The organism is Dyadobacter sp. BE31 (genome assembly GCF_031457695.1).
GTDB lineage: Bacteria > Bacteroidota > Bacteroidia > Cytophagales > Spirosomataceae > Dyadobacter.
Genome location: NZ_JAVDXA010000002.1, coordinates 1354744 through 1378158, shown reverse-complemented (window position 1 = coordinate 1378158; position 23415 = coordinate 1354744). Strand labels below are relative to the sequence as shown.

General features: G+C 50.7%; 27 protein-coding genes. 10 read left to right on the top strand and 17 right to left on the bottom strand.

Annotation, left to right across the window (positions count from 1 at the left end; translation table 11 throughout):
• Positions 1-312 carry a hypothetical protein gene (locus J2Y43_RS14415; protein WP_309983732.1) on the top strand — a complete coding sequence of 104 codons (312 nt, stop codon included), beginning with the start codon at positions 1-3 and terminating at the stop codon, positions 310-312.
• Positions 313-357: 45 nt separating this feature from the next.
• Here the strand turns inward: J2Y43_RS14415 and J2Y43_RS14410 are convergent, their stop codons facing one another.
• The 7 genes from J2Y43_RS14410 to J2Y43_RS14380 are packed head-to-tail and all read right to left on the bottom strand — an operon-like array spanning position 358 to position 7737.
• Positions 358-2166: a M64 family metallopeptidase gene (locus J2Y43_RS14410; protein WP_309983730.1), complete on the bottom strand. Its 1809-nt coding sequence runs from the start codon at positions 2164-2166 to the stop codon at positions 358-360.
• 49 nt (positions 2167-2215) lie between these two features.
• Positions 2216-4027, bottom strand: coding sequence for a M64 family metallopeptidase (locus tag J2Y43_RS14405; protein ID WP_309983728.1), 1812 nt, complete (start codon positions 4025-4027; stop codon positions 2216-2218).
• A gap of 2 nt (positions 4028-4029) precedes the next feature.
• Positions 4030-4524 carry a hypothetical protein gene (locus J2Y43_RS14400; protein WP_309983726.1) on the bottom strand — a complete coding sequence of 165 codons (495 nt, stop codon included), beginning with the start codon at positions 4522-4524 and terminating at the stop codon, positions 4030-4032.
• 54 nt (positions 4525-4578) lie between these two features.
• The gene (locus J2Y43_RS14395; protein WP_309983724.1) at positions 4579-5973 is read right to left on the bottom strand and encodes a pyridoxal-dependent decarboxylase; all 1395 of its coding nucleotides are present in this window, start codon (positions 5971-5973) and stop codon (positions 4579-4581) included.
• 3 nt (positions 5974-5976) lie between these two features.
• Entirely contained in the window at positions 5977-6339 is a 363-nt protein-coding gene (locus J2Y43_RS14390; RefSeq protein WP_309983722.1) for a nuclear transport factor 2 family protein, read from the bottom strand.
• Between the two features lie 5 nt (positions 6340-6344).
• Positions 6345-6815 carry a DUF1572 family protein gene (locus J2Y43_RS14385; RefSeq protein WP_309983720.1) on the bottom strand — a complete coding sequence of 157 codons (471 nt, stop codon included), beginning with the start codon at positions 6813-6815 and terminating at the stop codon, positions 6345-6347.
• Entirely contained in the window at positions 6808-7737 is a 930-nt protein-coding gene (locus J2Y43_RS14380; protein WP_309983718.1) for an EamA family transporter, read from the bottom strand. The genes J2Y43_RS14385 and J2Y43_RS14380 overlap by 8 nt, the downstream gene beginning before the upstream one ends.
• 102 nt (positions 7738-7839) lie before the next feature.
• Between J2Y43_RS14380 and J2Y43_RS14375 the strand changes: the two genes are divergently transcribed.
• Entirely contained in the window at positions 7840-9306 is a 1467-nt protein-coding gene (locus J2Y43_RS14375; protein WP_309983716.1) for a PLP-dependent aminotransferase family protein, read from the top strand.
• On the opposite strand, the gene J2Y43_RS14370 is transcribed toward J2Y43_RS14375, so the two are convergent.
• Together J2Y43_RS14370 and J2Y43_RS14365 are read right to left on the bottom strand one after the other, a co-directional pair.
• Positions 9283-9606, bottom strand: coding sequence for a type II toxin-antitoxin system PemK/MazF family toxin (locus tag J2Y43_RS14370; protein ID WP_309983715.1), 324 nt, complete (start codon positions 9604-9606; stop codon positions 9283-9285). The two genes, J2Y43_RS14375 and J2Y43_RS14370, sit on opposite strands and share 24 nt — an antisense overlap.
• A complete protein-coding gene (locus J2Y43_RS14365; RefSeq protein WP_309983713.1) occupies positions 9600-9860 on the bottom strand; it encodes a hypothetical protein in 261 nt (86 codons plus the stop codon). The genes J2Y43_RS14370 and J2Y43_RS14365 overlap by 7 nt, the downstream gene beginning before the upstream one ends.
• 216 nt (positions 9861-10076) lie before the next feature.
• Here J2Y43_RS14365 and J2Y43_RS14360 point away from each other — a divergent pair, with 216 nt between their 5' ends.
• Both J2Y43_RS14360 and J2Y43_RS14355 read left to right on the top strand, forming a co-directional pair.
• The gene (locus J2Y43_RS14360; RefSeq protein WP_309983712.1) at positions 10077-12104 is read left to right on the top strand and encodes a heavy metal translocating P-type ATPase; all 2028 of its coding nucleotides are present in this window, start codon (positions 10077-10079) and stop codon (positions 12102-12104) included.
• A 22-nt stretch (positions 12105-12126) separates the two neighbouring features.
• Positions 12127-12693 (top strand): pyridoxamine 5'-phosphate oxidase family protein, encoded by a 567-nt coding sequence (locus J2Y43_RS14355; RefSeq protein ID WP_309983710.1) that lies wholly within the window; start codon positions 12127-12129, stop codon positions 12691-12693.
• A 171-nt stretch (positions 12694-12864) separates the two neighbouring features.
• On the opposite strand, the gene J2Y43_RS14350 is transcribed toward J2Y43_RS14355, so the two are convergent.
• A complete protein-coding gene (locus tag J2Y43_RS14350) occupies positions 12865-13143 on the bottom strand; it encodes a hypothetical protein (RefSeq protein ID WP_223409005.1) in 279 nt (92 codons plus the stop codon).
• A 126-nt stretch (positions 13144-13269) separates the two neighbouring features.
• Here J2Y43_RS14350 and J2Y43_RS14345 point away from each other — a divergent pair, with 126 nt between their 5' ends.
• The gene (locus J2Y43_RS14345) at positions 13270-13638 is read left to right on the top strand and encodes a helix-turn-helix transcriptional regulator (protein WP_309983707.1); all 369 of its coding nucleotides are present in this window, start codon (positions 13270-13272) and stop codon (positions 13636-13638) included.
• Here J2Y43_RS14345 and J2Y43_RS14340 read toward each other — a convergent pair.
• Both J2Y43_RS14340 and J2Y43_RS14335 read right to left on the bottom strand, forming a co-directional pair.
• Complete coding sequence (locus J2Y43_RS14340) at positions 13633-14844, bottom strand: MFS transporter (protein ID WP_309983705.1); 1212 nt, start codon at positions 14842-14844, stop codon at positions 13633-13635. The two genes, J2Y43_RS14345 and J2Y43_RS14340, sit on opposite strands and share 6 nt — an antisense overlap.
• Positions 14841-16310, bottom strand: coding sequence for a PLP-dependent aminotransferase family protein (locus tag J2Y43_RS14335; protein ID WP_309983703.1), 1470 nt, complete (start codon positions 16308-16310; stop codon positions 14841-14843). The genes J2Y43_RS14340 and J2Y43_RS14335 overlap by 4 nt, the downstream gene beginning before the upstream one ends.
• Positions 16311-16389: 79 nt before the next feature.
• On the opposite strand from J2Y43_RS14335, the gene J2Y43_RS14330 reads away from it, so the two are divergent.
• The 3 genes from J2Y43_RS14330 to J2Y43_RS14320 all read left to right on the top strand — a co-directional run bounded on the left by J2Y43_RS14330 (position 16390) and on the right by J2Y43_RS14320 (position 18314).
• On the top strand, positions 16390-17019 hold the full coding sequence (locus tag J2Y43_RS14330) for a pyridoxamine 5'-phosphate oxidase family protein (RefSeq protein WP_309983701.1): 630 nt from the start codon (positions 16390-16392) through the stop codon (positions 17017-17019).
• Positions 17020-17097: 78 nt separating this feature from the next.
• The gene (locus tag J2Y43_RS14325; RefSeq protein ID WP_309983699.1) at positions 17098-17331 is read left to right on the top strand and encodes a hypothetical protein; all 234 of its coding nucleotides are present in this window, start codon (positions 17098-17100) and stop codon (positions 17329-17331) included.
• A gap of 113 nt (positions 17332-17444) precedes the next feature.
• Positions 17445-18314, top strand: a complete 870-nt coding sequence (locus J2Y43_RS14320) for a tetratricopeptide repeat protein (protein WP_309983698.1) — start codon at positions 17445-17447, stop codon at positions 18312-18314.
• 41 nt (positions 18315-18355) lie between these two features.
• Here J2Y43_RS14320 and J2Y43_RS14315 read toward each other — a convergent pair whose 3' ends face one another.
• Together J2Y43_RS14315 and J2Y43_RS14310 are read right to left on the bottom strand one after the other, a co-directional pair.
• Positions 18356-18613: a T9SS type A sorting domain-containing protein gene (locus tag J2Y43_RS14315; RefSeq protein ID WP_309983696.1), complete on the bottom strand. Its 258-nt coding sequence runs from the start codon at positions 18611-18613 to the stop codon at positions 18356-18358.
• Between the two features lie 195 nt (positions 18614-18808).
• A complete protein-coding gene (locus tag J2Y43_RS14310) occupies positions 18809-19507 on the bottom strand; it encodes a bifunctional 2-polyprenyl-6-hydroxyphenol methylase/3-demethylubiquinol 3-O-methyltransferase UbiG (protein ID WP_223409022.1) in 699 nt (232 codons plus the stop codon).
• A 144-nt stretch (positions 19508-19651) separates the two neighbouring features.
• Between J2Y43_RS14310 and J2Y43_RS14305 the strand changes: the two genes are divergently transcribed.
• On the top strand, positions 19652-19909 hold the full coding sequence (locus tag J2Y43_RS14305; protein ID WP_309983693.1) for a hypothetical protein: 258 nt from the start codon (positions 19652-19654) through the stop codon (positions 19907-19909).
• 4 nt (positions 19910-19913) lie between these two features.
• Here J2Y43_RS14305 and J2Y43_RS14300 read toward each other — a convergent pair whose 3' ends face one another.
• Positions 19914-20444: a YceI family protein gene (locus J2Y43_RS14300; RefSeq protein ID WP_309983691.1), complete on the bottom strand. Its 531-nt coding sequence runs from the start codon at positions 20442-20444 to the stop codon at positions 19914-19916.
• Between the two features lie 17 nt (positions 20445-20461).
• A complete protein-coding gene (locus tag J2Y43_RS14295) occupies positions 20462-21460 on the bottom strand; it encodes an AraC family transcriptional regulator (protein WP_309983689.1) in 999 nt (332 codons plus the stop codon).
• Positions 21461-21635: 175 nt separating this feature from the next.
• On the opposite strand from J2Y43_RS14295, the gene J2Y43_RS14290 reads away from it, so the two are divergent.
• Positions 21636-22514, top strand: coding sequence for a c-type cytochrome (locus J2Y43_RS14290; protein ID WP_309983687.1), 879 nt, complete (start codon positions 21636-21638; stop codon positions 22512-22514).
• Between the two features lie 42 nt (positions 22515-22556).
• Here the strand turns inward: J2Y43_RS14290 and J2Y43_RS14285 are convergent, their stop codons facing one another.
• A complete protein-coding gene (locus J2Y43_RS14285; RefSeq protein WP_309983685.1) occupies positions 22557-23396 on the bottom strand; it encodes a sulfurtransferase in 840 nt (279 codons plus the stop codon).
• Between the last annotated feature and the right edge of the window lie 19 nt (positions 23397-23415).

The window sequence follows — 23415 nt, the reverse complement described above, 5'->3', positions numbered from 1 at the left end:
ATGGCAAAGGAAAGGAAGTTTGATTTTGCGCCACTACCGCTACCCGAAGTACAGGAAGAGCCCACAGTAACAATCACCCCGGCATCCACGGCCGAAGTCATTGACGGGGCCCCTACCAAAGTGACCTTCGATTGTGATTTTGTGCTGATGGAAAATATGAAGGATTACGGCTACTGGGAAGGTCTCACGCAAAAGGACATCATCATCGAATCCTTAAAGCTGTATTTCCAGGACAAAGAAATCCGTCCCCGCCCCGATAAGATACGCAACCGGACGAAAGTAGGCCGCAAGCCGAAATCGGCACTGGTATAAAAAGAGAAAGTCTCCTGAGAAGGAGACTTTTTTTGTTGCATTGCATTACTGCTTGAAGATCTTCCCAGTTACTTGCCGCTTACCATTGGTAAACTTATAAATGTAAAGTCCCGCAGCGCCTTCCAGCCGGATTTCCATTTGCTGCTTAAACAAACGGCTGAGCAACTTCCCGCCCGATTGATCGAATAGTGTAAAAAGCGATTCCCCGGGTAATATTGTTTCTACCGCTACCCTATCTTTTGCCGGGTTGGGCGAAACTGTGATCCATTGTTTCGGATCGGCCGGTACAGACAGAATGGGGTCGACCTGAACCACCGTATCCAAAGTTTTCGAGCATCCCTTATCGTCCGTGACTTTTACCCGATATGTACCTGCCTGGTTAAGCGCCACATTCCGAAACGTAGCGTCTGGCGCATCAGCATGAAAAAGCCTTGGTCCTGCCCACTCATATTTCACTCCTCCGGATGCATGAAGTTCAACTGTTGCGCCAACCGTGTACGGACCGCCATTGTCGACCGTCGCATTCGGCAGCGGCAGTACCGTTACTGTCGCTTCTGCCCGCATGGATGGACTTCTGGCAAATTCGCAGGACGCGGAATATGTATTCGTTTGAGCAGGAGCCACGGTCAATGAATTACCCACTGTCCCATCCGCCCAGCTTACCTTGCCCGGACAGCCAAAAGCGGTAAGTTTGATGGTATCGCCGGCACAAGTCACCGCTTTCGGTGTCGCGACTTTCAATGCCGGCGGAAGAGACGACCGCAGCGACCAACTAATCGTTTTCGTCCGCAATTGGCGTGCATTGTCATTTCGACTTAGTGCGGTAGAGTCAAAAACAGTCACCGTAAGTGTTGACCAGTCCGTAACCTCGTCCGGCTTCAAAACGACATGGTCGGCATTGTCTGCGATCAACATGCCATTGAGACGCCATTCGGTTTGGAGACTGTTGGGCTCCGGCCTGACCAAATCGAGTTTGAAAGTGGCGCCCGCATCCAGGTTGATCGCATTTGCATTGCCAGGCGTAAACCGGTCTATGGGATTTACCAGACTAAAAATCCGCTCGACAATGGCTTCTGTACAGACGGCGCAAAATGGCTTACCGAGATAGGCCATAGAGCATTCGCCAGACGTAGGCCGGCACCAATGCGAGGCTTCATCACTACCATATTGATAAATGGAAATCGGGGGATAGTTAAGCCAGTTCCGCCATTTAACCGGTCCCGGCATTTCCTGAGAAGTCATATTGGGCGCTTCCCTCCCAAATACGGCATCATTCCAGCTTTCATCGGCAAGGTTTGCGAAGGTATGCCCTACCTCGTGCCTGCCGGTTTCATTCGGTATTCCGTGCAATGTAAATATCGCCGCACTTCCGCCCGAACCACCGAAGTACGAACTGTTGGCCAGCATGATCACAAGGTTCTGTTCGGGAAGATGGCTTTCAAGCAATGCACGATAGACATCCAAATTTGTGATTGTCATCAGCCGCTGCACGTATGAGCCAAAAGACACCCCAAAAAATGTATTTTTGGTTTCAACAGGCTGCCCGGGAACTGCATCCACCGCCGTGCCAGGATTTGTGATCCCGCTTTCGTGCGACGGAGTTTGAATGGCAAAAAAATTAAAGTAGTCTCGATAGCGAACAAATGGCTCACACTCGCGAAGAAAATCGGTAAATTTTCTGGCCTCGGCAGTAAATTTGGGCATTTCCGCCTCCGTAAACCCGTCACCCAGAATGACTACATTAATGCGGTTGCCCCGTGGTCCTGTTTTGTAGAGTGTGTCAACCTGATAATGCTGGGAAAAAGCGCAGAAGGCCGGGCATAGCAGCCCAAGCAACAGAAATAATCTTTTCATAAACTGTATTTATAGTGTGTTACTAATAATCAATCGAAAGCATCAGCCTTCATTGCACAGCCACTTTCCCCGAAACCTCTCTACCTCCATTTGAAAACCGGTACGGGTATACCCCCGCAGCCATATTCAGTTTAATATTCGTTTTCTTCTCAAAAGATTTCGAGAGCATTTCCCGGCCGGCCTGATCGTAGAGTTTGATCATTGATTTGCCGCCAAACCGGGTTTCAACAGAAAGAAAATCCCGTGCGGGGTTCGGTGAAACGGTAACGACAGCCTCCGGCACGGTTGGTACCGACAGGATCGGGTCGATCTTCACATCTGTCTGTGCCGTTTTGGAACATCCGTATGCATCTGTTACCGTCACTTCATAGATACCGGCATTATCCAGCGCAGCATCGTGCAGAAAAACATGCGAAAGCGTAGATGCAAACGATTTTGGTCCATTCCAAAGGTAACGAATGCCCCCCGTTGCCGTAAGCTCTATGGTACCACCCACCACATAGGGCCCACCATTTACCGCCGCCGCGGCCGGCAGCGGCATGACGTGAACTGGAAGCTCGACCGTCTGAGTGGGCGCTCCTTCTACTTTGCAGAAAGCAGAATAGGTGGTTGTCTGTTCGGGCTTTACTTTTATGGATCTTCCGGTCACCCCGCCTGTCCAGCTTAATGTGCCCTGGCAACCGTAGGCTGTGAGCGTAACTTCCTCCCCGATGCAGATCGTATCTTTTGAAGCCTTTGCCCGGAACACATTCGGAGTATTAGATTTAAGGGTCCATTCCAACTTTCGCGTACGATCGGCTCTGGCGCCGTCATACCGGCTGGCAGCCGTTGTGTCGAAAACAGACGCTGCCACAACAGCACCGTCGGGCGCCTGCTCGGGTGTGAGCGTGAGCTGTGAACCTGTGGCAGAGAGTAGTTCGCCATTTACAGTCCATTGTACCTGTAATGTGTTGGGACTCGGTGCAAGAAGGCCCACTTTAAAGGTTTGCGCGTCATTGACTGTCACTGTACTTCCGGGCGTGGGTTCCGCGTTTTCCACGGGGTTAACCTGTTTCAGCAGTGTTTCTACTGTTGCTTCCCTACAAACAGCACAGAATTCCTGATTTAAATACTCCATCAGGCAGGTTCCGTTTGCAGGTTTATGCCAAAGCGCAGCATCCCCGGTTTCCCCATGCTTGTAAATACCTATCCCGGCTTGATTCAGCCAGTTCTTCCATTTCACAAGGGCCGGGTTGCTTTCCTTCGTCATATTCGGGGCCTCCCATCCGTAGCCCGGGCCTGCCCAATATTCGTCGTTGAGATGCGAAAAAGTATGGCCGATTTCATGGACGCCGATCGTATTCGCCTGCGTATGAAGCGTGTGCACGGATATGCTCCCGCCCGAGCCTCCGTAAAAAGGAGTATTAACCAGCACTACTACCAAATCATACATCGGAAACTGGTTGGCAAGCAGCGCATAGAGCACATCATATTTCGAGATTGTCACCAACCGGTGGATGGAACTACCGAACGTGGAGCCGAAAAATGTGTTTTTTACACCAACCGGCTGGTCTTTATAAGCATCGGGAGCCGTACCCGGGTTTGTCACGCCGCTTTCTACGGATGGCGTACGTATGGCGAAAAAGTTGAAATAGTTGCGATAATGCAGATAAGGATCATAGCCCAGGAAGAAGTCAGCAAAGTTTTTGGCTTCCGTCGCGAATTTGGGAAGCTCCTGCTGTGTAAAACCGTCTCCAAGAATCACAACATTGATCCGGTTATCCAACGGCCCGGTTTTGTACAGGGTATCTACCTGGTATACCTGACCGAAACTGGCGGCAGCAACGCAAATGGCATACAATGTGGTAAAAATTCTTTTCATGGCTAGTTGAAACTGAGCGTATAGATTTTCACAGAACCTTTTTCGGGTGTGACACTGAAAAGTTCCAAACGGTTGAGCCCCGAATCCAGCGGCATGCGGATCATGAGCGTACCTTCATTAGCCCGCATTTCTTCGCGCCGCATGTGACCCGACGGGTCACTCACTTCCACAGATCTGTGCAGCGGGTGCTCAAACACCATTTCCCGCTCCAATGCACTGGTGGAATACCTGGGGATAGCCTTGATTTGAACCGGAAAATGGACGGGATATGCAAGATTTTTCATGCGCCCGTTGGCCACACTGGCGCTCGCCAGTTCAACGTGCTCATTTCCTCCGGGCTTGCCGGAAATACGAAAATTCAGAAACAAAAGGTGGTCGGACGACCGGGTATCATAATTAGGGAGATCCCTGACTACCAGCACAGAACGTCCCGACTTGCAACCGAACATCAGCAAGCCGACGAGCGCAATGGCGGCCGTGGGTAAAAAACGCAGCATGTGTAATTTGAATAAAGCTGTACGTGAATCAATGTACAGCTTTATTAACGAATTTCACAGTATCCGCATTACTTCTTCCATTTCACGAATGGCTATCAAAATGTCCTCTTCCGCCGTTCGGTAATTCACAAACGCAGCTCGTATTGCCGGTTCACCCGATAACAAAGTAGGGGTCATGAAAACTTTTCCGCGGCGATTCAATCGGTCCAGGAAAACGGGCATCCTTTCGCGGCCGGATTTCAGGCGAAAACAAACCACGTTCAACCTGACAGGCGCCAGCAATTCAAAGTATTCGCTGGATTGAATGTAAGTACCAAACGCCTGCGCGCGGGCAATGCTGTTCTGCACGATCCACTCAAACCCGTTCCGTCCGTAGGCGGTGAGACTGAACCATGCAGGCAATGCCCGGAACCGGCGCGAGTTTTCGGGAAGGAAGTTGAGGTAGGAAAAATTCTCCGACGGATCACCCAGGTACGGGGCATTTGAGTTCTGAAATGTACTCACTTGCAGGCGGCTATGCTCTTTTCTAACCAGTGAGACCGCACTGTCATAAGGCACGTTCAACCATTTATGGCAGTCGATGGTAATGCTGTCAGCCTGCTCCCATCCCGCCAGTAAATGCTCCTGGGCTGGCAGACAAGCGGCAAACCCTCCGAATGCGGCGTCAATATGCAGCCAGAAGGGATACTTTTGTTTCAATGCTACAATGGCCTTGATGTCGTCGAAATCCACGGTATTAACAGTTCCGGCGCTGCAATTGACGATAATGGGCCGATACTGATGCTCGATAAGTTTTTGTTCAAAATCCGCCAGATCCATGGCCTCACGGCCCTCCGACACCTGAATACGCACCACATTATTACTGCCGATGCCCAGCATACCCAGCGATTTGACCACCGACGAATGCGGCGTGGCCGCCATTACCACGAGGTCACCAGATACGCCCTCTCGCGAAACATCACGACCCGATCGCTCACCGGCCCATTGTCTCGCAACGGCCAATCCTGTGAAATTGGACATGGTAGCGCCTGTCACAAAACCGCCGTTGAAATCCTCCGGCAAATGCAGTAGCTGACATAACAGCCGGATCGTCTCCTTTTCAAGAATCGCCGAAACGTCCCCGGCGCCTTGTGTACTTTGCGTATTTTGATCATAAACAGCTGTAAGCCAGTCACCCGCAATAGCAGCCGGGGTTGCCCCTCCCGTTACAAACCCCCAGTACCGGGGCCCCGGACTGGCAACCATCAGTTTTTCATAGTGCTTTCTAAAAACTTCCAGACTGCCCGCGGCACCGATGCCTGCATCCAAAAGATCAGCAGCAGTCACCGTCTGATCGTCAATATAGGTGGGCTTTTCGGCGATATTTTCCAGAAAATCCAGACTGGCACTGGTAACCTCATCCAATATTGGTTTCAGGTTATTCAATTCATTTTCAAACAATTCTAACATAAACTATCCATGATAATGCGCCTTCACCAAACTGATTCTGCCGGACTCATCGAGTTCCATCATCTCGGCGGCCATCCTGTCGCTGACGCTTTTGTAGTATAAAATCACCGAATCCGCGCCCGTAAGTACCTCACGTAGCTCAAAATGCAGATCCGTGTAAACGCCGAGGGCTTTCCCGAAATACTTTTCCAGTTCATCCTTTCTCGAAATTACTCCCTGGTCATTCATGCCCAACTTGATGATGTAGGGAGAATAAAACCGGATGTTGTCGGAATACAGCGCCATGATGGCGGGAAGGTCATGGCGATTCCAGGCATCAATCCATTGCACTGCAAAGGATTGAGCTGCTTGTTCTGTCAAATGCATATGGCTTATTGTTGTGCCGCCTGTACTTGCGTGATCCAGCGGCGGTGGTAGTTAATGTGTCCCAAATGCCAGGAAAGGTGCGCCAGCAAATGCGTAAGAACAAGGCGCACAGACTGTTCCGGAAAGAGGTTTACCACATCATGAGGATACTCCTCGTCCATCCTTTGTTCATCCAGCGTACCCAGCGTACCGACGACGATTTCATGAAGCCGATCGAGTTCCGAAAGCATTTGCATTTGGGTAAGTGTCTTTTGATTGAATTCCGCCTCGCGGTCGCGCACGTAGGGGTACCCGCCCAGCGTAAGGCCCACGTAGGTACGTAAGTTGCCGATCAGGTGCTGGCAGAGATTTCCACCCGGGTTGATCGTCCCCGGCAGTTTTACCCACAATGCGGCTTCCGAATGGTATTGTTCAATTTCTTTCCGGAGTTTTTTGAGATCCCGGCTGAACAAGGTGATGAATATGTCGCTATTCATGACTGTTTATCAAGGTTAATGTGTTTTTTCGCTTTTGGAGCTGATACCCCCGGTTGACCAGGAAAACCCCACTCAGCGTCACCGTGAAGGCCAGGGCAGTAAGCCAGGTGATCTTTTCATCCAATATTAAAAAGCCTAATACCAAAGCTACCAGCGGATTAATGTACGCATAAATCGACACCAATCCTGCGGGCAGTCTGGACATGGCAAACAGATACGAAGCATAAGCGAGAATGGAGCCGAAGAAAATCAGGTATACCAATGCCATAATGGATTGCGGCCGCATCGCGGGCAGATTTGTCCAGTCGTCGTTGAATGCACTCAGCGTCAGCAATCCCACCCCACCGGCTATCATCTGGATCGCAGCATTGAAAAACGAATCTGTTTTTCCCGGAAAACTCTTGGTATACAACCCTCCCAAACACCACGACACGCATGACGCCAGCGTAACGCATATCCCCAGGAATGAGCTCCGGTTGGTCAGGTAGTCGAGGTTATCCCTGAAAACCAGCATCACGCCTGCCAGTCCCAGCATCATACCCGTTGCTACATGGGCATTGATACGCTCCTCTCTTCGTGCCAGCATGTTGATCAAGATCGTAAAAATCGGAACCGTCGCATAAAGTAGCGCCGCCAAACCACTGGGAATAAACTGTACACACCAGCCCACCAGCCCCGTACCGAAGGTTAGCATACAAAAACCGGGAACGAGCTGCAACCGGATATCCGCCCAGGTCCAGCGGAACGATCTGTTCCTGAGCACCAGAAATAACAGCAGTAACGCGCCCGCCACCAAATTCCGGAAACCCATAAAGAAGAGGGCCGGAAAGCCCGTCACCCCGATACGCGCGGCCAGGTAGGTGGTACCCCAAAAGAAACACACCAGTGCTAATGCGAAATATGCCGTCAGATTGCTTTTCATAGCCGTTTTACATTGAACGCCACAAAATTCCCGGTCTTAAATTTAATAAAACAGATTCACTTTTGTTATTTTGAAGCATAACAGATAAAAAAGTCAATATTTATGGTTGAGGAACCTGTCCGGGAAGATTTTCTCTATTCACAAATCGCCGACCGCCTTGCGGCGCAGATCGAAAAAGGCATTCTGAAAGCTGGTGATAAGCTGATTTCATTACGGGCGCTGAGCAAAGAGCAGGGCATCAGCCTCAGTACGGCGTATAAGGCTTATGTGGAGCTGGAAAACAAAGGCATTATCGAAGCTCGACCGAAATCGGGCTACTTTGTGCGTTTTTCGCCCCTTAATACCCCGGAAAGGCTTCATAACACGCCTCCCCGGCCGCTGATCGAAAAGGCGAATGTGGATGAAATGATCCGGACGGTGTACAAAACCATGACGTACGAGCGGATAGTCCGCCTGTCGGTAGCCGCGCCTGCCGCCGAATTGATTCCCGAAGCCAAGCTGAACAAGGCGATGATTGAGGCGCTCAGGAAAAGTCCGAATAGCTGCACACAATATGACGAGGTACAGGGAAACCTTGCATTGCGGAAACAGATCGCCAAGTATGCATTCAACTGGAAAGGAAATGTAAGCGAGGACGAGGTCGTTACCACCCAGGGCTGCATGGAGGCACTGATTTTCTGCCTCAAAGCCGTCACCGAGCCGGGCGACACCGTGGCGATCGAGAACCCGATTTACTTTGGTATATTCAATATTATGAAGAGCCTGGGCCTGAAAATCCTCGAAATCCCGTGCCATCCCGATGAAGGAGCGGACCTGGAATACCTGGAAAGGGCATTAGAAACGATCCCCGTCAAGGCGGTGCTTTTCGTGCCCAATTTCTCCAATCCCACCGGTGCGCTCATGCCAGATTACCGGAAGAAAAAGCTTGTCGAAATGCTGGCTCCCCGGCAAATCCCGCTGATCGAGGATGACATTTATGGCGAAATGTATTTCGGCAAAACCAGACCGGGCACTTGCAAAAGCTACGATAAAAATGGCTTGGTTATGCTCTGCGGATCGGTTTCCAAAACGCTGGCACCGGGTTACCGCGTCGGCTGGTGCCTTCCGGGGAAATTCAAAGACAAGGTGCTGAGCAGCAAGATCACGCATACGGTTTCGTCCGCCGCACCCACGCAGGCAGCCGTGGCCAACTTCTTCGAAACGGGTCGTTATGATTTGCATATGAGGCATTTACGTAAAGCCCTTCATACGCAATGCCTGCGCTACGTGCAGGCGATCAGCGATTATTTCCCTTCGGACACCCGGCTCGTCAGGCCGCAGGGCGGTTACGTCTTATGGATCGAACTCAACAAGCGTGTGAATGCATTCGAGCTCTTTGAAAGCGCCATTCAGGAAAGCATCAGCATTGCCCCCGGCCAGATTTTCAGCACCGACGCCCGGTTCAGCAACTACATCCGCATCAGCTTCGGCGCACCTTACAATGCAGCCATCGATGCCAGTTTAAGGAAATTGGGAGATATGATCAGGATACAGAGTAACGAGGCCCTACCAGGCAAACATTTTTCTTAGCACGCTTAAAACTTGCTGTGACGTAGCGGGATCCAGTTGCCCTATTTTCTTCGTTAATCTTACTTTATCGATGGCTCGCATTTGATCCAACGCAATTTGCCCCTCGCGTCCATCGACATAACAGTCGATGCGCGTCGGATAGTTGCGGATGGTAGACGTTAATGGAGCTATGATGACTGTTTTGAGATGGCCATTCATTTCATCAGGGGAAACGACAAGACATGGCCTGGTTTTCTTGATTTCACTGCCCAGAGTAGGATCCAGTGACGCGAAATAGATTTCGAATCTTTGGATTACCATGTCCATTCCGAATCGTCAAATGCATTTGGGACATCGTCCATCAGATTTTCGACGTCACTCGTCGCAGCGTCCTCAGCAGCCAGCCGGAACTGTTCCGCCCATCCATCACGCGGGTTTGTGGTAGCAGGAAAAATCATGATAGCATTCCCTTTGATCTCGACATTGACATACTCCTCAATATCTACTTGATCCAGCATGGCTTTGGAAAGCAAAATTCCCTGGGAATTTCCGATCCGTCGAATTTTGGTCAGCATAGTACAAAGTTATAATTTGTTATAACAATTCAAAATCCCAACCTGTTCCAATGCACAAGTGGCTGATCAATAGTTCACAAACAATCGCAACAATATTGCAATTACCTGATTTTCAGTACCTGTAACCCTGTTGCACGGGTTTGAGACCTACCTTTGTAATGATCCTGCGGCGGGTTAGCCGCATTAGGCAGGTCTTTGTATTTGAATGATTGCATTATGAAACTCGACGAAAATACCTCCGCTCACACGCACGACGATTGCTGCTCAACGAAACCCGATGAGCATGGCAAACATAATGGACATACCCACAACCATCGGCATGATCATAGTCACGACCACGACCACGATCATGACCACGACCACGGCGACCATAGCCATGGAACGGACGGAGACGCCGGCATTCTCAAAAGTCGGTGGATGCTCTGGCTCAGCCTGGCGATACTGGCGGTGTTTCTCATTTTGACCTATATAGCAAAAATTGAACTGCCGCGCGTAGCCGAAATCTCTATGATGCTGGTGGCGTATGTGCTGGCCGGAAATAAAACAGTCGCGCTGGCATTCCGAAAAGCAAGCCGGGGCGATTTTTTCAATGAATTCACCCTCATGACCATCGCTACCTTCGGCGCTTTTTATATCGGGGAGTTCAGCGAAGGGGTTGCTGTGATGATTTTTTACGAAATCGGAGAACTCTTTCAGGACATTGCCGTAAGCCGCTCCAAACGCTCTATTAAGGCATTGCTCGACATCCGCCCGGACACCGTCACCGTGCTCCGCGACGACAAACCCCTGCAAGTCACGCCCGACGAAGTTCGGATCGGCGAAAAAATATTGGTAAAGGCCGGTGAAAAAGTGGCGCTGGACGGCGAAATGGTCTCTGAATCAGGCATATTCAACACCGCTGCATTAACCGGCGAGCCCAAACCGCAGATTATCGAAAAAGGTCAGCGAGCACTGGCCGGTATGATCTCGATTGAAAAGTCGGTCGAAATCGAGGTGAAAGCACTTTTCAAAGATTCCAAACTTTCCCGGATACTGGAAATGGTACAGGAGGCGAGCGCCCGCAAAGCTCCTACCCAGCTGCTGATCAGCCGTCTCGCGCGCGTATACACGCCCACGGTCTTTTTACTCGCATTGCTGATCGTCGTCATTCCAGCGCTCTTTGTGGCCGATTACAATTTTGACCAGTGGCTCTACCGCGGCATGGTTTTCCTGGTGATCGCCTGCCCGTGTGCATTGACGATCTCTATTCCGCTGGGCTATTTCGGCGGCATAGGGCTCGCTTCACGCAATGGAATTTTGGTCAAAGGAGCTAATTTTCTGGATGTTATCACTAAAATCGACACGGTGGTTTCGGATAAAACGGGTACGCTTACCAAAGGTGTTTTTAAAGTTCAGAAAATAGAGACAAGCATTGCCAAGGATGATTTTATGCGCATTGCAGCTTCTTTGGAAAGCTACTCCACGCACCCCGTCGCCAAAGCGGTGGTGGCCGCCGCTGACGCAACTGCATTGACCAAGCCCCTCGATGTGGAGGAAATTGCGGGACACGGCCTCAAAGGTACTGTTGATGGCAAAGCCGTGCTCGCCGGTAACACCAAACTCCTCGACAAGCATTTGATTAAGTACCCCGCCGAGCTTGCTTCCCTGGTGGAAACACTCGTGGTGGTTGCGATCGATAACAGCTACGCGGGCTATTTCCTGATTGCCGACGAAATCAAGGAGGACGCTGCCACGGCTGTTGCTGAATTGAAAACTCTCGGCATTTCGACAATCATGTTGTCGGGCGATAAGGAAGCCGTCGTAGGCAAGGTTGCGGGGGAACTGGGCATTGCCCAAAGCCACGGTGGATTACTGCCGGAAGATAAGGTGAGAATCGTGCAAGAGCTTAAAGATCAGGGCAAACGCATTGCATTCGTGGGCGACGGCGTGAACGATGCCCCCGTGATCGCGCTCGCCGACGCGGGCATAGCCATGGGTGCGCTCGGCTCCGACGCCACCATCGAAACGGCCGATATAGTGATTCAGAACGACCAGCCATCGCGCATCGCCGCGGCGGTGAAGATCGGTAAAATCACAAAATCCGTTGTTTACCAGAACATTTCACTCGCTATGGGGGTTAAAATTGCAGTGATGGTGCTCGGTGCGGGCGGCGTTGCCACGCTCTGGGAAGCCGTTTTCGCGGACGTCGGCGTTGCACTGCTCGCCATTTTGAATGCCTACCGTATTCAGGGAAAGAAAATATAATTGGCTGCATTACTTAAATATCATGGGAAAGCAACTGGACCGGATCACTCCGGAATTGGAGTCATTCATCCACAAACAGCACATCTACTTTGTTGCCACAGCGGCGGAAACAGGCACGGTGAACCTCTCGCCCAAGGGAATGGACTCGCTTCGCATTCTTGGCCCTAACCGCGTCATGTGGCTGAACGTAACCGGCAGCGGCAACGAAACGGCGGCACATTTACTGCTGAATGACCGCATTACCATCATGTTTTGCGCATTCGAAGGCAAGCCGCTTATCCTGCGCCTGTACGGGCACGGCAAGGCTTACCATCCCGCCGACGCCGAATGGCACGAATACTACCCGCTCTTTACTCCACTCGAAGGTGCGCGGCAGTTGATAGACATACAAGTAGACCTCGTCCAGACCTCATGCGGCATGGCTGTGCCGTTCATGGACTATAACCGCGAACGGGACGAGCTAAACGCGTGGGCCAGGAAACAAGGGCCGGACGGCATTCACAACTATTGGGCAAGGAAAAACATGGCCAGCATCGATGGTTTCGACACGGGCATCTTTGCCTCCACCCCTTCGGATGCGGGCAAATAAACACGCAGCAAGTACAACAGTACTGAACCTGCTGCGTGTCTCAACACAGGTTTCCTTACACAAACGAATGATCGAATGCGAAAAACCAATCCGGTTTTTCCGATAGTACACAGCTTCAAAGGCGACTCAGGGCCCCCGATAAATCAGCGAAACCTACCGTAAAATAATTCTTCAAACGACTGGAACGGGAGTAATACCTGCCACCTTTTCGAGGGCGATGGTGACCCTTTCGATGCGGTCGACGTTACCGCGACTACTGTCCGAAACTGCCTGTGCCACTGAGGTTAAGTAATCACCTCCCAGCTTGGTGTTGAAGAATGGGTCCGCTTCCGCGAGCACGCCCCTCCAACTTTTACCGACAATGTTTCTGGACTTAATGAACCTGACTAACAGGCGCTCCTTAATGGATAATCCACCATACTCGGAGACTCGGGCTTGCAGCTCAATCATGAGATCGTTATAGGGTGTGTAGAAAAATTGTAATTTGCGCTTTACAGTTGCTGTAAAGCATACCGTATTCAAAAGTACAGAATAATTATACAAACGTCAAGTAATTTTATATTAAACTTATAACTAATGTCAATTGTTGGCGAAAGAATAAGAAAATGCCGCGAATTGGCGGGTTGGAACCAGCATAAGCTGGCCAAGGCTTTGAAAAAATCTGGCAAAGCCGTGATATCAAACTGGGAAAACGGGAGAAACGATCCTTCGCTGGCCGAGCTTCGGATGATGGCGGAACTCTTCGATACAACGGTGGCCCAACTCGTGGGCGAAGTACCGATGTTCGAAGAGCCCCGCGAACAGTATATCATGATCAAGAAGGACGACCTGATCGATCTTCAGCGCAAGGCGCTCGAACTCGAAGCCGACCGGATCAATACCCTGAAAGAACAGTTGGAACAAGCCCAGAAAGGCGATGAACCCGACGAGGAACCTGCGTCATAGCGCCAGGTTCTGCTGAAACAACGACCGGAAACCCAACGCACAGGCACAGCTGGTGACGATCAGCAAGATCCACAAAGCGCTGTACCCCCAATGCCCGGCCACGTAGGCTCCTATGACGGGACCGATGATCTGCGCAACAGCCTGGGACACCGAATAGGCGGCCGAATATTTGCCCCTGTTCAGGTCGCTGGCGCGGTTCATAACGAACGTACTCAGGTAAGGGAATGCCAGCATTTCGCCCGTTGTGAACAGCACGACCGTCGCAATAGCCAGGATTACCGGCAGAACATGCGGCACGATGAGTGCCAGGAATGCTATCGCACTAAAAAGCGGGCCCGACACCATGTAAAAGTAATCGGGTTTCCGGTTGGCCAGATTTTGCACCAGCACCATTTCGAAGAGGGCGATGATCAGCCCATTCATGCCCAGCATAATCCCGATGGTGGATTCTCCTATGCCCATTTCCTCTTTCCAATACACGGGCACAAGCCTGAACAGCACCACAAAGCACAGCATATAAAGCGTAACCATTACGAGGAAACGTACAAAAAATGCATCCTTCCAGGGAGAAGCCGTACTTACATTGGCCTCAACGGGAAGGTCGTTTTTCGTAACGTGCTTTCTTTTAGGCAAGAGTACCACAATGAGCAGACCGGCCAGCACATATACTACACCGTCAACCCAGAACAGCAGGTGATAGTTAATCGCTGCCAGCAACCCTCCCACTCCGGTACCAAAGCCGAAACCAATATTGGTAGCAAGGCGGTTGAGCGCGTACGAGCGTATGAGGTTTTCAGGTGTAGAGTAGGCCGCGATGGCCGTTTGGTTCGCCGGCTTGAATGCTTCCACAAAAAAACTAAGGACGACTATCAGCATGCAAAGCAACCCGAAATCGGTTACAAAGCTGAATAGGGTAAAGAATACCCCGCTCAATATCAGGCTGCCGATCTGCACGGGCTGGAAACCCAGCTTATCCGTCAAGTAGCCGCCCGCCATCGCGCCCAGCACCGAGCCTACCCCGAACAGTGTAATGATAAGCCCGGCGTCCTCGATACTCCGGTGGAGGCTTTGGGTGATATACATACTCATAAACGGCACGGCCATATACCCGCAACGGTTCACCAAAATTACGAGGCTCAGCAACCAGGTCTCCCTGCTGAGGCCTGTAAACGATACCCTGTAAGCATCAATAACTTTCCTGATCATAGCAAATCCTTGATAATCTTTACGCTTTCTTCCAGTTCTCCCGGATCAGAAGAAGCGAATCCGAGGCGTATATAGTTCCTGAACTGTGCGGGATATCCGGCAACTTTTCCATTGGCAAAATACAAATCCCTTTGCGCGGCCCTTTCCGCGAGCCTGGCAATATCAATTTTCGGGTCAAAGCGCGTCCATACGGCCATCCCGCCATCGGGAATTTCGAAGCTGATATGATCGGATAGCTCATGCTTTAACATTTCGCAAAACAAATCACGGCGCTGTTTGTAAACCCGCACCGATTTCCGCAAATGCCGTTGAATAACTCCGGTTTGAAGGAGCTCAGCGATGGCATTTTCAAGCATAGTATCCCCTTGCCTGTCAATAATGCGCCGCAGCGAAGCCAGGTGCGCGATCACATCTTCCGGCCCTACCAGATAGCCGACGCGAAATGCGGGCGAAATCGTTTTTGTGAATGATCCGCAGTAAAGTACCATTCCGGCCTGATCAGCACCGAAAAGCGGCAATAACGGCTTGCTCAGATAATGGAAATCATAGTCATAATCATCCTCAAAAATCACAAATCCGTATTTCTCAGCAAGTTTCAGAAGCTTGATCCGGCGATCGGGCCGCAATGCAACGGTGGTAGGATACTGATGATGGGAAGTAACATATACCATGCGTACCGGCTGCTTCAAACATATTTCTTCCAGGGCATCGATATCCATACCGTGCTCATCCACAGGAACATGACAAATATTGGCACCCGCCTGGATAAAGTTCATCGAGGCGCCGAACCACCCTGGCGAATCGGTGACGACGCAATCGCCGGATTTCACCAGGCTCGTGACAGCCAGGTACATACCCATGATCATACCTCTCACGATCAATATATTAGCCGGTGAAGTTTTCAGACCGCGCGTCTCGTTCAAATGGGCCGACAGCTCCTGCCTCAGCCAGTTTGTACCGCTTGTTTCGCCATAACCGAGGCGCGCGTAGGCGTTACCATGCAGCAACTGGCTCCGATATGCCCGCGACAAGTCTTCCAGGGGCGCAAGCCTCGGGTCCGGAAATCCGTCGTCGAGATGGAGCCGCGAGCCGGCTTTCAGCACTGCGCGGTTTAAATGGGCTGGCTTTTCAAACTGAAAACCCGCTTTTTTAAGCGGATCCCTGTCTGCCGCTATTTCCACCAGCAATGGAAGCGGTCGCAAATCGGGCAGGTTACGGGCCACAAATGTGCCATTTCCGGTCTGGCTTTCCAGCCATCCCTGGGCTAGCAACTCATCGTATGCCTGCACTACTGTCCTTCGATGTACTTTCAAAATGGCCGACAACTGCCTGGTACTCAACAACCGGTAGCCCGATTGCAATGTACCGTTCTTGATCAGCGACATCAGCTGGTTGGCGATTTGCAGGTATACCGGCTGCTTCCCCCCCTTGTCGGGGGTGATCAGCGTAGACAGCACATTCATCATAATTGGACTACCACTATTTAAAATATTGGATTAGAGAGATAGGCCAATTAAGCTATAATTTTGAAGAAAAACAACGCCGATGAGCACACCACCACCCTATCTCGTACCCAGCCGGGCGGCCAAACGCACGCATTACGAACATGAAACGATTTCCGCAATCCTGGACGAGGCACTGTTTTGCACTATTAGCTATGCAGTGGACAACAAGCCGTTCTCCATTCCGACGGCTTTTGTCCGCTATGAAGACAAAATTTACATTCACGGCTCCGTTGGCAGCCATTTCATCAGAACAATCGAAACGGGAATACCGGTTTGTATTTCCGTCATGCTGACCGACTCGCTCGTCGTTGCGAAATCGGCATTCAGCCACTCGGTCAATTACCGGTCGGTGATTATTTTTTCCAAAGCGGAAAAGATCGAAGATATCGAAACAAAACGGGCGGCATTTGAATGGCTTACCAATAAAATAGTACCGGACAGCTGGGATTACCTCCGTCCGATGACCGACAGCGAGGTAAGAAAAACGACTGCGCTGGCATTCTCCTTCGACGAAGCCTCAGCCAAAATGCGCGACGGTATGCCGAAAGACGAGCCGGAAGATCAGGAACTGCCTATTTGGTCGGGCCTCATTCCCCTGCAAACTTTACGGGGAAAGCCGGTTGCCGATGAATCGAGCCAAAATATTCCACTTCCTCAACATTTAAGTTAACCGCATGCAACTTTGATACCGGTTTGAGCATCTTTTGGGCAAATTCACCTGCAATATCACACCCAAATGTTGCACTTCATGTCAGGAAAGGAAATATTCGACCGGTATCAACTGGCGGCATTAAAGAACGGCCTGGGTTCTCACGAATTCAATTACGGGAACATACTGTACCAGGCGCTGCGCATCGAGGGGGAAGAAAAGGTTTTTCAAATGCTTGAACTGGCCGAAAATACGGGTAAACGCATCGCACTCGCTTATTCCGCACTGCATACCGAAAGCGGCGGCGAGCCGAATATGGTGATCCTCGTCTGATAGTTGGGCATTCATAAAATTTCCCCACTTTAAAACACCCGATTCCTTTTGATTTGCGGGCATCCGTGCCGAATTTTGGCGTCTACGAATGCCTCATTGAATTTGCAAATTATATGGAATTTCTCGTCGTTATCGCCTTTTTCGGCTATATCTACTACCTGCGCAATTACGCCGACCTGCGTACACCCAGTGAAAAGGAAGCCGCGGCGCTCGCCGAAGGAATAAAGCTGTATGAAAACGGGCAAACCGACGAAGCCTTTGCCTATTTTGATTCCAGGATCAGGCAAAAACCTAAGTCATGCATTGCCTATCTGTATCGGGGCTTGTGCCAGAAAGAGCTTCAAAATCCCGACGCGGCAATCGCCGACATACAAGCGGGGTTAAGCTACGATGATCAGGTCTTCTCGCTTTACCTCGAACTTGGAAAGCTATATCTCGACCAAAACCAACCCGCCGAAGCGCTGGTTGCACTGAACAAGGCCGTGGCATTGTCGGAAGAAACCAGTACCGATGCTTATCACTGGCGCGCAAATGCATTCACTCAGCTCGGCCGAGAAGCAGAGGCGGCCCGAGACGCTGCGCATGAAATCGAATTGAAGGAGATTTTGTTGAGCAATCCCAAAGCATCGCATGCCGCCAAAGCCCCGTTTTTTGATAAAAGACTGGCTATCAACATGGTGATGATCGTCCTGACGAGTGCATTGCTCGTGTATGTCATCAAAAATGCGGAGAGCATTCACCTGCCCTATCTTGTCGCCGTTTTTGCGGCAATCTGTATCGGCTTTGTTGAACCTTACAAAGGCTGGCTGCTGGCCATTATGCAGTGCATCCTCCTGGCAACGGGCTATTTCCTGCTTACTTCTCCCCCTGGGGACCAGGCGCGGCAGGAGCTGGAAAATTTTAGCCTCTACGGCTCGATGATCCTGACCTTCGCCGCCAGTTTTTTAGGAGGCTTTTTGAAGCGGGCCTTGAATATGAAGTAGATAGCTAACAAACCCGGTATCCACTTGCCGCTCGCGCCGCACTATCTGCGAATGGAAATCCTTTTGGAAATCATGGACCCATCCCAGCATGTGATTACCAGGGAGTAAAGCCCGCGCTTCAAATGCGACACATCGACCGTGCCGTTCTGTTTTTCCTTCAACGAGATCGCCTGCCCTGAGCGCGTCCAGGCTACGATTGTGGCTACTTCCATCCTCGACATACCGGAGATCCGAACTTCGTCCGCGGCCGGGTTAGGAGAAATAGTGACCTCTCGCTTCAAATCTTCTGTTTTTTTCATGTTGGGATGCAAGTGGGTGTCCGGCACATTTGAATCTGTGCTTTTGAATAATCCCTTGCAATTTGAAAATACCACCCGCCCCTGTCAAATACGTTGTTCAAACGGCGGGCAGGCAATGACCAAACGGAAGCATAAAAAAAGCGCAGCCCGATAAATCAGGCCGCGCACGCGTAAAAAGTCAAGGTAGTAATTGTCTTATTTGGCCAAAACCAGTAGTGAGAACCCGCCTACCGCTTTTACCGCCAGCTCCGGACTAACCGTGTATAACACCTTCCTAAAAGAGTTGACGACCTTTCCATTAAAATTGTGCTTGCCATAATTCAATTCAAGCTCCGAAAGCGTATAAAACCAATCTACTACTTCCAAACCACAATCTTTCAGCGTGTTGATAGCCATTTCGCGCGTAAAGTGATGAATATGGCCTACTGAATGCCTTAGCTTCATTAAATGGCCCGTAAATGCGGCCAGCGCTGAAAAATCAAGCGGAATATGGAAAATCTTGTATTCCGCATGACGGGCGCTTTTTCTGATAAAATCGAAGTAGTTCTCGACATGCTCGAACACGTCGATCATCAGCAGGAGATCGAACTTTTCGTTTGTCTGCAACAGATCATCGTTGAAGAATTTCAAACGGTCTTTTTCCCGCGACTTGCAAAACTCGTACGCATCCGGCGAAATATCGTAGCCATAAAGCTTCACAGCCTTATCTTCCCAGCGGTCATGGATTTGATTAAGGATTTCCCCTGCCCCACATCCGATCTCTACGATGGATTTGGGATGCAGGTTATTCTTTTTCAGCATTTTGATAATCTGAGTGGCCTTCCAGGGCGAATCTTCAATATGCCAGCTGGGGTTGGCACTCAGGTAATCAGATGAAGCATTTACATAATCCATAGTTCTGTGCGAGTTGTTGAGTTTTAAATACCAAGTTCGTACCAAAGACTAGCAAAGTTAGTCACGAATTGAAATTACCCCCTGTTAAATGTGTAAAATGCTTGGCTCAGTTATTGTTAGGTGAAAAAATAAAAATAATGGCTTATGAATACGCAACAACAAGAACTTGAAGACAAAATCCTCGCGAAAAGGCAACAGATCGATTTTGAGCGTACCAACCTCGAAGAAACTATCGCGTTCTCGTCCGAAAACCGTGAGAACCCCGACGTTATGGAAGAAACAAAGAATTTCGACGACCCCGCACAAAATGCAGCCGACAGCGCGGAAATGAAGTCGCTGAGAGCTGCGGAACGGGAACTGGAAGACTTGCTGCGTCAGCTGGAAGCATTAAAGGGTAAGTAAATGCTCACTCCAACGAAAGGACAGGCACAGACACTTCCACATTCGTGGAATCTGATTCTTTACCGCTCACTTTCCCGATCCCGAAATCGCCACGGTTCACTTTAAACTTCCCGTAAAACAGGTGCTGATCACCGGCACTTGTGAACGCGAACGGGATCGATATCTCTTTTTTTATTCCTCTCAATTCGAGCTCTCCACGGACGACGAAACCGGTATCGGTCCGGCTTACCGCTTTCGATACAAAATAAATACGCGGATGTTTCTCTGCGTCGAACCACTTCTCACTTCTCGCATGCTTGTTTTTGAGCTCTATCCCGGTGTCGATCGAGGCAGCATCCACGGACACCTCGAAATGGGAATCGTCCGGATGCAGGGGATCAAAACGGATATTCCCCTCCATTTTCCGGAAAAAACCATGCGCATACTTTCCGTCGAACCTGATCTGATAGCCGTCCGCAATGCGCCACCCCACCACCATAGCGAAGGCATATCCGCTCATTACCAACAAACTGATCACTGTTAAATATTTTCTCATTGCTATTTTTGACATTATCAGGCCACTATCCTCTTATTTTTGATCATGGACGGATTCACGCCGCGGTATTTTTTGAATGCCACTGAAAAGTGGTGTGCATGTTCATAGCCCAGCAGGTCCGACACCTCCTCCACGGAGCGTGACGCGTCCAGCAACAGCTGCTCGGCGTAGTCCATCCGGAGTTTACGCAGGTAACCAAAAACGGTAGTACCGAACAATTCCCTGAATCCCTTTTTAACTTTAAACTCATTCAAAAGGCAAATCCGCGACAGCTCGGCAAGTGAGAATTCTTCCAGGAAATGCGTATCCAGGAAGTATTTCAGTTGAAACAGCTTGTCTTTATCCGCGGCCGAAATACTGTCGGCTTGCTGCGGCCCGCGGAACTGTTCGACCTGCAATGCCAGCAGTTCCAGTATTTTGGATTGGATCATAAGGTTGCCAGCGGCCCCGGTTTGTCTGCATTGTTTCACTTCGCGGATGATGCTTTGCATGCGCGGCGTGGTATCCGCGGTGCCGGTAATGCCTGAAAACGGCCTGTTATAAAGTAAATTCTTCTGAACACGCTCGCTCCAATGGTCGTCGCAGCCTATAATGTTCGCAAAAAATGCCTTATCAAGACTGATATGGAACATTTCGAGGGACTCATTTGCTCCGACCCGGTTGATATCGCCGCCCTCGGGCGAAAAAACCAGGTTATGCTTGCCCGGCCGCATGTTCAGATCACGTGACAGTCCTTCGAAAGTGGTATCAAGCTTTCCTGCCATGTGGAAATTGATATTGATCGTGTCCACAGGGGTGCTGTCATAGAGGACCACATCCTCTTGCGACGTCCAATGCAGGTTCATCACATGCATATACGGGAAAAGCAGGCTTCGGAACTTCATCTCTCCCACCTTCGGGTGATACCGGGTCATAACGTCATCCCGGTTATTCATTCGCGCGCCCGGAATAACCGATTGCGGATTAGGGACCGGATTAAAATCAAGAATGTCGGCGGAATGAATGAGCGTAGCCATAGGACGGAACGGTTTGAACACAACACGAAAATACACCCGCACCTGCCTCCTGCCTGCTTCCTACTGAGTAAACGGCCCAATTAATCGACGAAATCCGTTTGTCGTAGATTTTAATCCGCTTTGCGTAGGTCCTTGCGGCATCGCCCTCCTCATTTTTGCCAAAAACTTCAAAGCCATGATCAGAAAAATCTTCAAATGGACAGGCATTTTCCTGGCCGGAATCGTGCTCGCAGCGATTTCAACTTACACTTACATGTCGGTTGCGATGAAAAACCGCATGACTAAGACCTATGTATTTGAAAAAGAAATCATTGAAATCCCGACCGACAGTGCTGCCATCGCCCGCGGAAAGCATTTGGTAGCGATTAAAGGTTGCCAGGATTGCCATGGGAACAACCTGGAAGGCAAAGTCATGAACGACGACGGCGCCATTGGTCGGCTCGTTGCAGGAAATCTCACGCATGGGAAGGGTGGTTTACCCGCCAGCTATGACGTTTCCGACTGGCTTGCGGCGCTACGGCACGGCGTTCACCAGGATGGTAAGCCGCTTCTTTTTATGCCTTCCCATGAAACGACATTACTCTCCGCGCAGGATATGGCCGCGCTCATCGCCTACTGCCGCCAGATTCCCAAAGTGGATAATACCCTTCCCGCGAATGACCTCGGCCCGGTAGCCGTTATCATGAGTTACCTTGGCAAAATGCCGCTCCTGTCCGTCGAAAAAATCGATCACAACAAACCGATGGTGGCCCGGGCCGATTCGACAGAGGGAGCAGCACAAGGAAAATACCTGGCCGTGTCGTGTTCAGGATGTCACCGCGAGAATTTCAAAGGGGGCGAACCGCTCGCACCGGGTTTTCCACCCGTGCCCGACATTACCCGGACAGGCCATGTCGGCAAATGGACCAAAGCGCAGTTCATCGCGACGCTTACCTCCGGCAAAACACCCGAAGGCCACGTGCTTAAAAATGAAGATATGCCGTGGAAAATGACTGCGCAGTACACGCGCGGCGAGCTTTCTTCGCTCTATGATTTCCTGCAATCTATCCAATAAACGACCGGGCCGGACTTTTCGAAGTCCGGCCCGGCGCTGGTGTTATTCCTCCCCTGTCGCTATGGGTCTTTCCGTTCGCGACCATTCACTCCACGAGCCCACGTACAGGCTCGCGCCGTGCATGCCTGCCTCCGCCAGCGCGAGCAGCGTGTGGCACGCTGTTACGCCCGAACCGCAATGCACGATCACCTTGCGTGGGTCCTTGTCCGCCAATGCTTCCTTGTATTTCGCAGCGAGGTCCGCAGGCGACATAAATTCGCCCTTTTCATCCAGATTGGAAGTATAAGGTATATTGACCGCCCCGGGAATGTGGCCCGCCACCAGGTCTATCGGTTCACTTTCACCCAGGTAGCGGTAATGCTCGCGGACATCGATCACCATTGACTCAGGATCGGCAGCGGCAAGCGCCACGTCTTCGGCATCCACCAGCGGCATTTGCCATCCTTTGATCGGGTATTCCTCCAAAGCGTGCAGGGAAGCTGCTTTTTGTGTTAAATCGATACCAGCTTCCGAGATCGCATCGAGTCCCCCGCTTACCACGAATACCTTCTCATGCCCGGCTGCTTTGAGCATCCACCAGAAGCGTGCAGCCGCATTAGCACCTTTCTTATCGTCATATACAACAACCGTAGAAGAAGGGCTGATGCCCAAAATCCCCAAAAAACGCCCGAAATCATTAGGCTCAGGCAGCGGGTGCCGGCCACCGTTCGACGGGTCGCCTGTCTTCTCCGACAAGTCGGTTTCAAGGTCCACAAACTGCGCGTTTTTGAGGTGCGCTTGGTTGTACCGTTCCAGAGCATCGGTACCTCCCCGTGCATCGATCACGATCGGGTCTTCATTTTCCAGAATGGTTTTGAGCTGGTCTGTTGTAATGATATTCATGTCCGGGTCATTTGAAAAA

Bases quoted from the DNA above. Each gene is read 5' to 3' on its own strand.
- J2Y43_RS14365 (WP_309983713.1), bottom strand. From the start codon at position 9,860: ATGCTGACCAAAATTCGACGGATCGGAAATTCCCAGGGAATTTTGCTT.
- J2Y43_RS14320 (WP_309983698.1), top strand. From the start codon at position 17,445: ATGGAATTTCTCGTCGTTATCGCCTTTTTCGGCTATATCTACTACCTG.
- J2Y43_RS14330 (WP_309983701.1), top strand. From the start codon at position 16,390: ATGAGCACACCACCACCCTATCTCGTACCCAGCCGGGCGGCCAAACGC.
- J2Y43_RS14340 (WP_309983705.1), bottom strand. From the start codon at position 14,844: ATGATCAGGAAAGTTATTGATGCTTACAGGGTATCGTTTACAGGCCTC.
- J2Y43_RS14300 (WP_309983691.1), bottom strand. From the start codon at position 20,444: ATGAGAAAATATTTAACAGTGATCAGTTTGTTGGTAATGAGCGGATAT.
- J2Y43_RS14315 (WP_309983696.1), bottom strand. From the start codon at position 18,613: ATGAAAAAAACAGAAGATTTGAAGCGAGAGGTCACTATTTCTCCTAAC.
- J2Y43_RS14290 (WP_309983687.1), top strand. From the start codon at position 21,636: ATGATCAGAAAAATCTTCAAATGGACAGGCATTTTCCTGGCCGGAATC.
- J2Y43_RS14400 (WP_309983726.1), bottom strand. From the start codon at position 4,524: ATGCTGCGTTTTTTACCCACGGCCGCCATTGCGCTCGTCGGCTTGCTG.
- J2Y43_RS14375 (WP_309983716.1), top strand. From the start codon at position 7,840: ATGGTTGAGGAACCTGTCCGGGAAGATTTTCTCTATTCACAAATCGCC.
- J2Y43_RS14410 (WP_309983730.1), bottom strand. From the start codon at position 2,166: ATGAAAAGATTATTTCTGTTGCTTGGGCTGCTATGCCCGGCCTTCTGC.
- J2Y43_RS14335 (WP_309983703.1), bottom strand. From the start codon at position 16,310: ATGATGAATGTGCTGTCTACGCTGATCACCCCCGACAAGGGGGGGAAG.
- J2Y43_RS14415 (WP_309983732.1), top strand. From the start codon at position 1: ATGGCAAAGGAAAGGAAGTTTGATTTTGCGCCACTACCGCTACCCGAA.
- J2Y43_RS14380 (WP_309983718.1), bottom strand. From the start codon at position 7,737: ATGAAAAGCAATCTGACGGCATATTTCGCATTAGCACTGGTGTGTTTC.
- J2Y43_RS14310 (WP_223409022.1), bottom strand. From the start codon at position 19,507: ATGGATTATGTAAATGCTTCATCTGATTACCTGAGTGCCAACCCCAGC.
- J2Y43_RS14350 (WP_223409005.1), bottom strand. From the start codon at position 13,143: ATGATTGAGCTGCAAGCCCGAGTCTCCGAGTATGGTGGATTATCCATT.
- J2Y43_RS14405 (WP_309983728.1), bottom strand. From the start codon at position 4,027: ATGAAAAGAATTTTTACCACATTGTATGCCATTTGCGTTGCTGCCGCC.
- J2Y43_RS14295 (WP_309983689.1), bottom strand. From the start codon at position 21,460: ATGGCTACGCTCATTCATTCCGCCGACATTCTTGATTTTAATCCGGTC.
- J2Y43_RS14370 (WP_309983715.1), bottom strand. From the start codon at position 9,606: ATGGTAATCCAAAGATTCGAAATCTATTTCGCGTCACTGGATCCTACT.
- J2Y43_RS14385 (WP_309983720.1), bottom strand. From the start codon at position 6,815: ATGAATAGCGACATATTCATCACCTTGTTCAGCCGGGATCTCAAAAAA.
- J2Y43_RS14355 (WP_309983710.1), top strand. From the start codon at position 12,127: ATGGGAAAGCAACTGGACCGGATCACTCCGGAATTGGAGTCATTCATC.
- J2Y43_RS14305 (WP_309983693.1), top strand. From the start codon at position 19,652: ATGAATACGCAACAACAAGAACTTGAAGACAAAATCCTCGCGAAAAGG.
- J2Y43_RS14390 (WP_309983722.1), bottom strand. From the start codon at position 6,339: ATGCATTTGACAGAACAAGCAGCTCAATCCTTTGCAGTGCAATGGATT.
- J2Y43_RS14325 (WP_309983699.1), top strand. From the start codon at position 17,098: ATGTCAGGAAAGGAAATATTCGACCGGTATCAACTGGCGGCATTAAAG.
- J2Y43_RS14285 (WP_309983685.1), bottom strand. From the start codon at position 23,396: ATGAATATCATTACAACAGACCAGCTCAAAACCATTCTGGAAAATGAA.
- J2Y43_RS14395 (WP_309983724.1), bottom strand. From the start codon at position 5,973: ATGTTAGAATTGTTTGAAAATGAATTGAATAACCTGAAACCAATATTG.
- J2Y43_RS14360 (WP_309983712.1), top strand. From the start codon at position 10,077: ATGAAACTCGACGAAAATACCTCCGCTCACACGCACGACGATTGCTGC.
- J2Y43_RS14345 (WP_309983707.1), top strand. From the start codon at position 13,270: ATGTCAATTGTTGGCGAAAGAATAAGAAAATGCCGCGAATTGGCGGGT.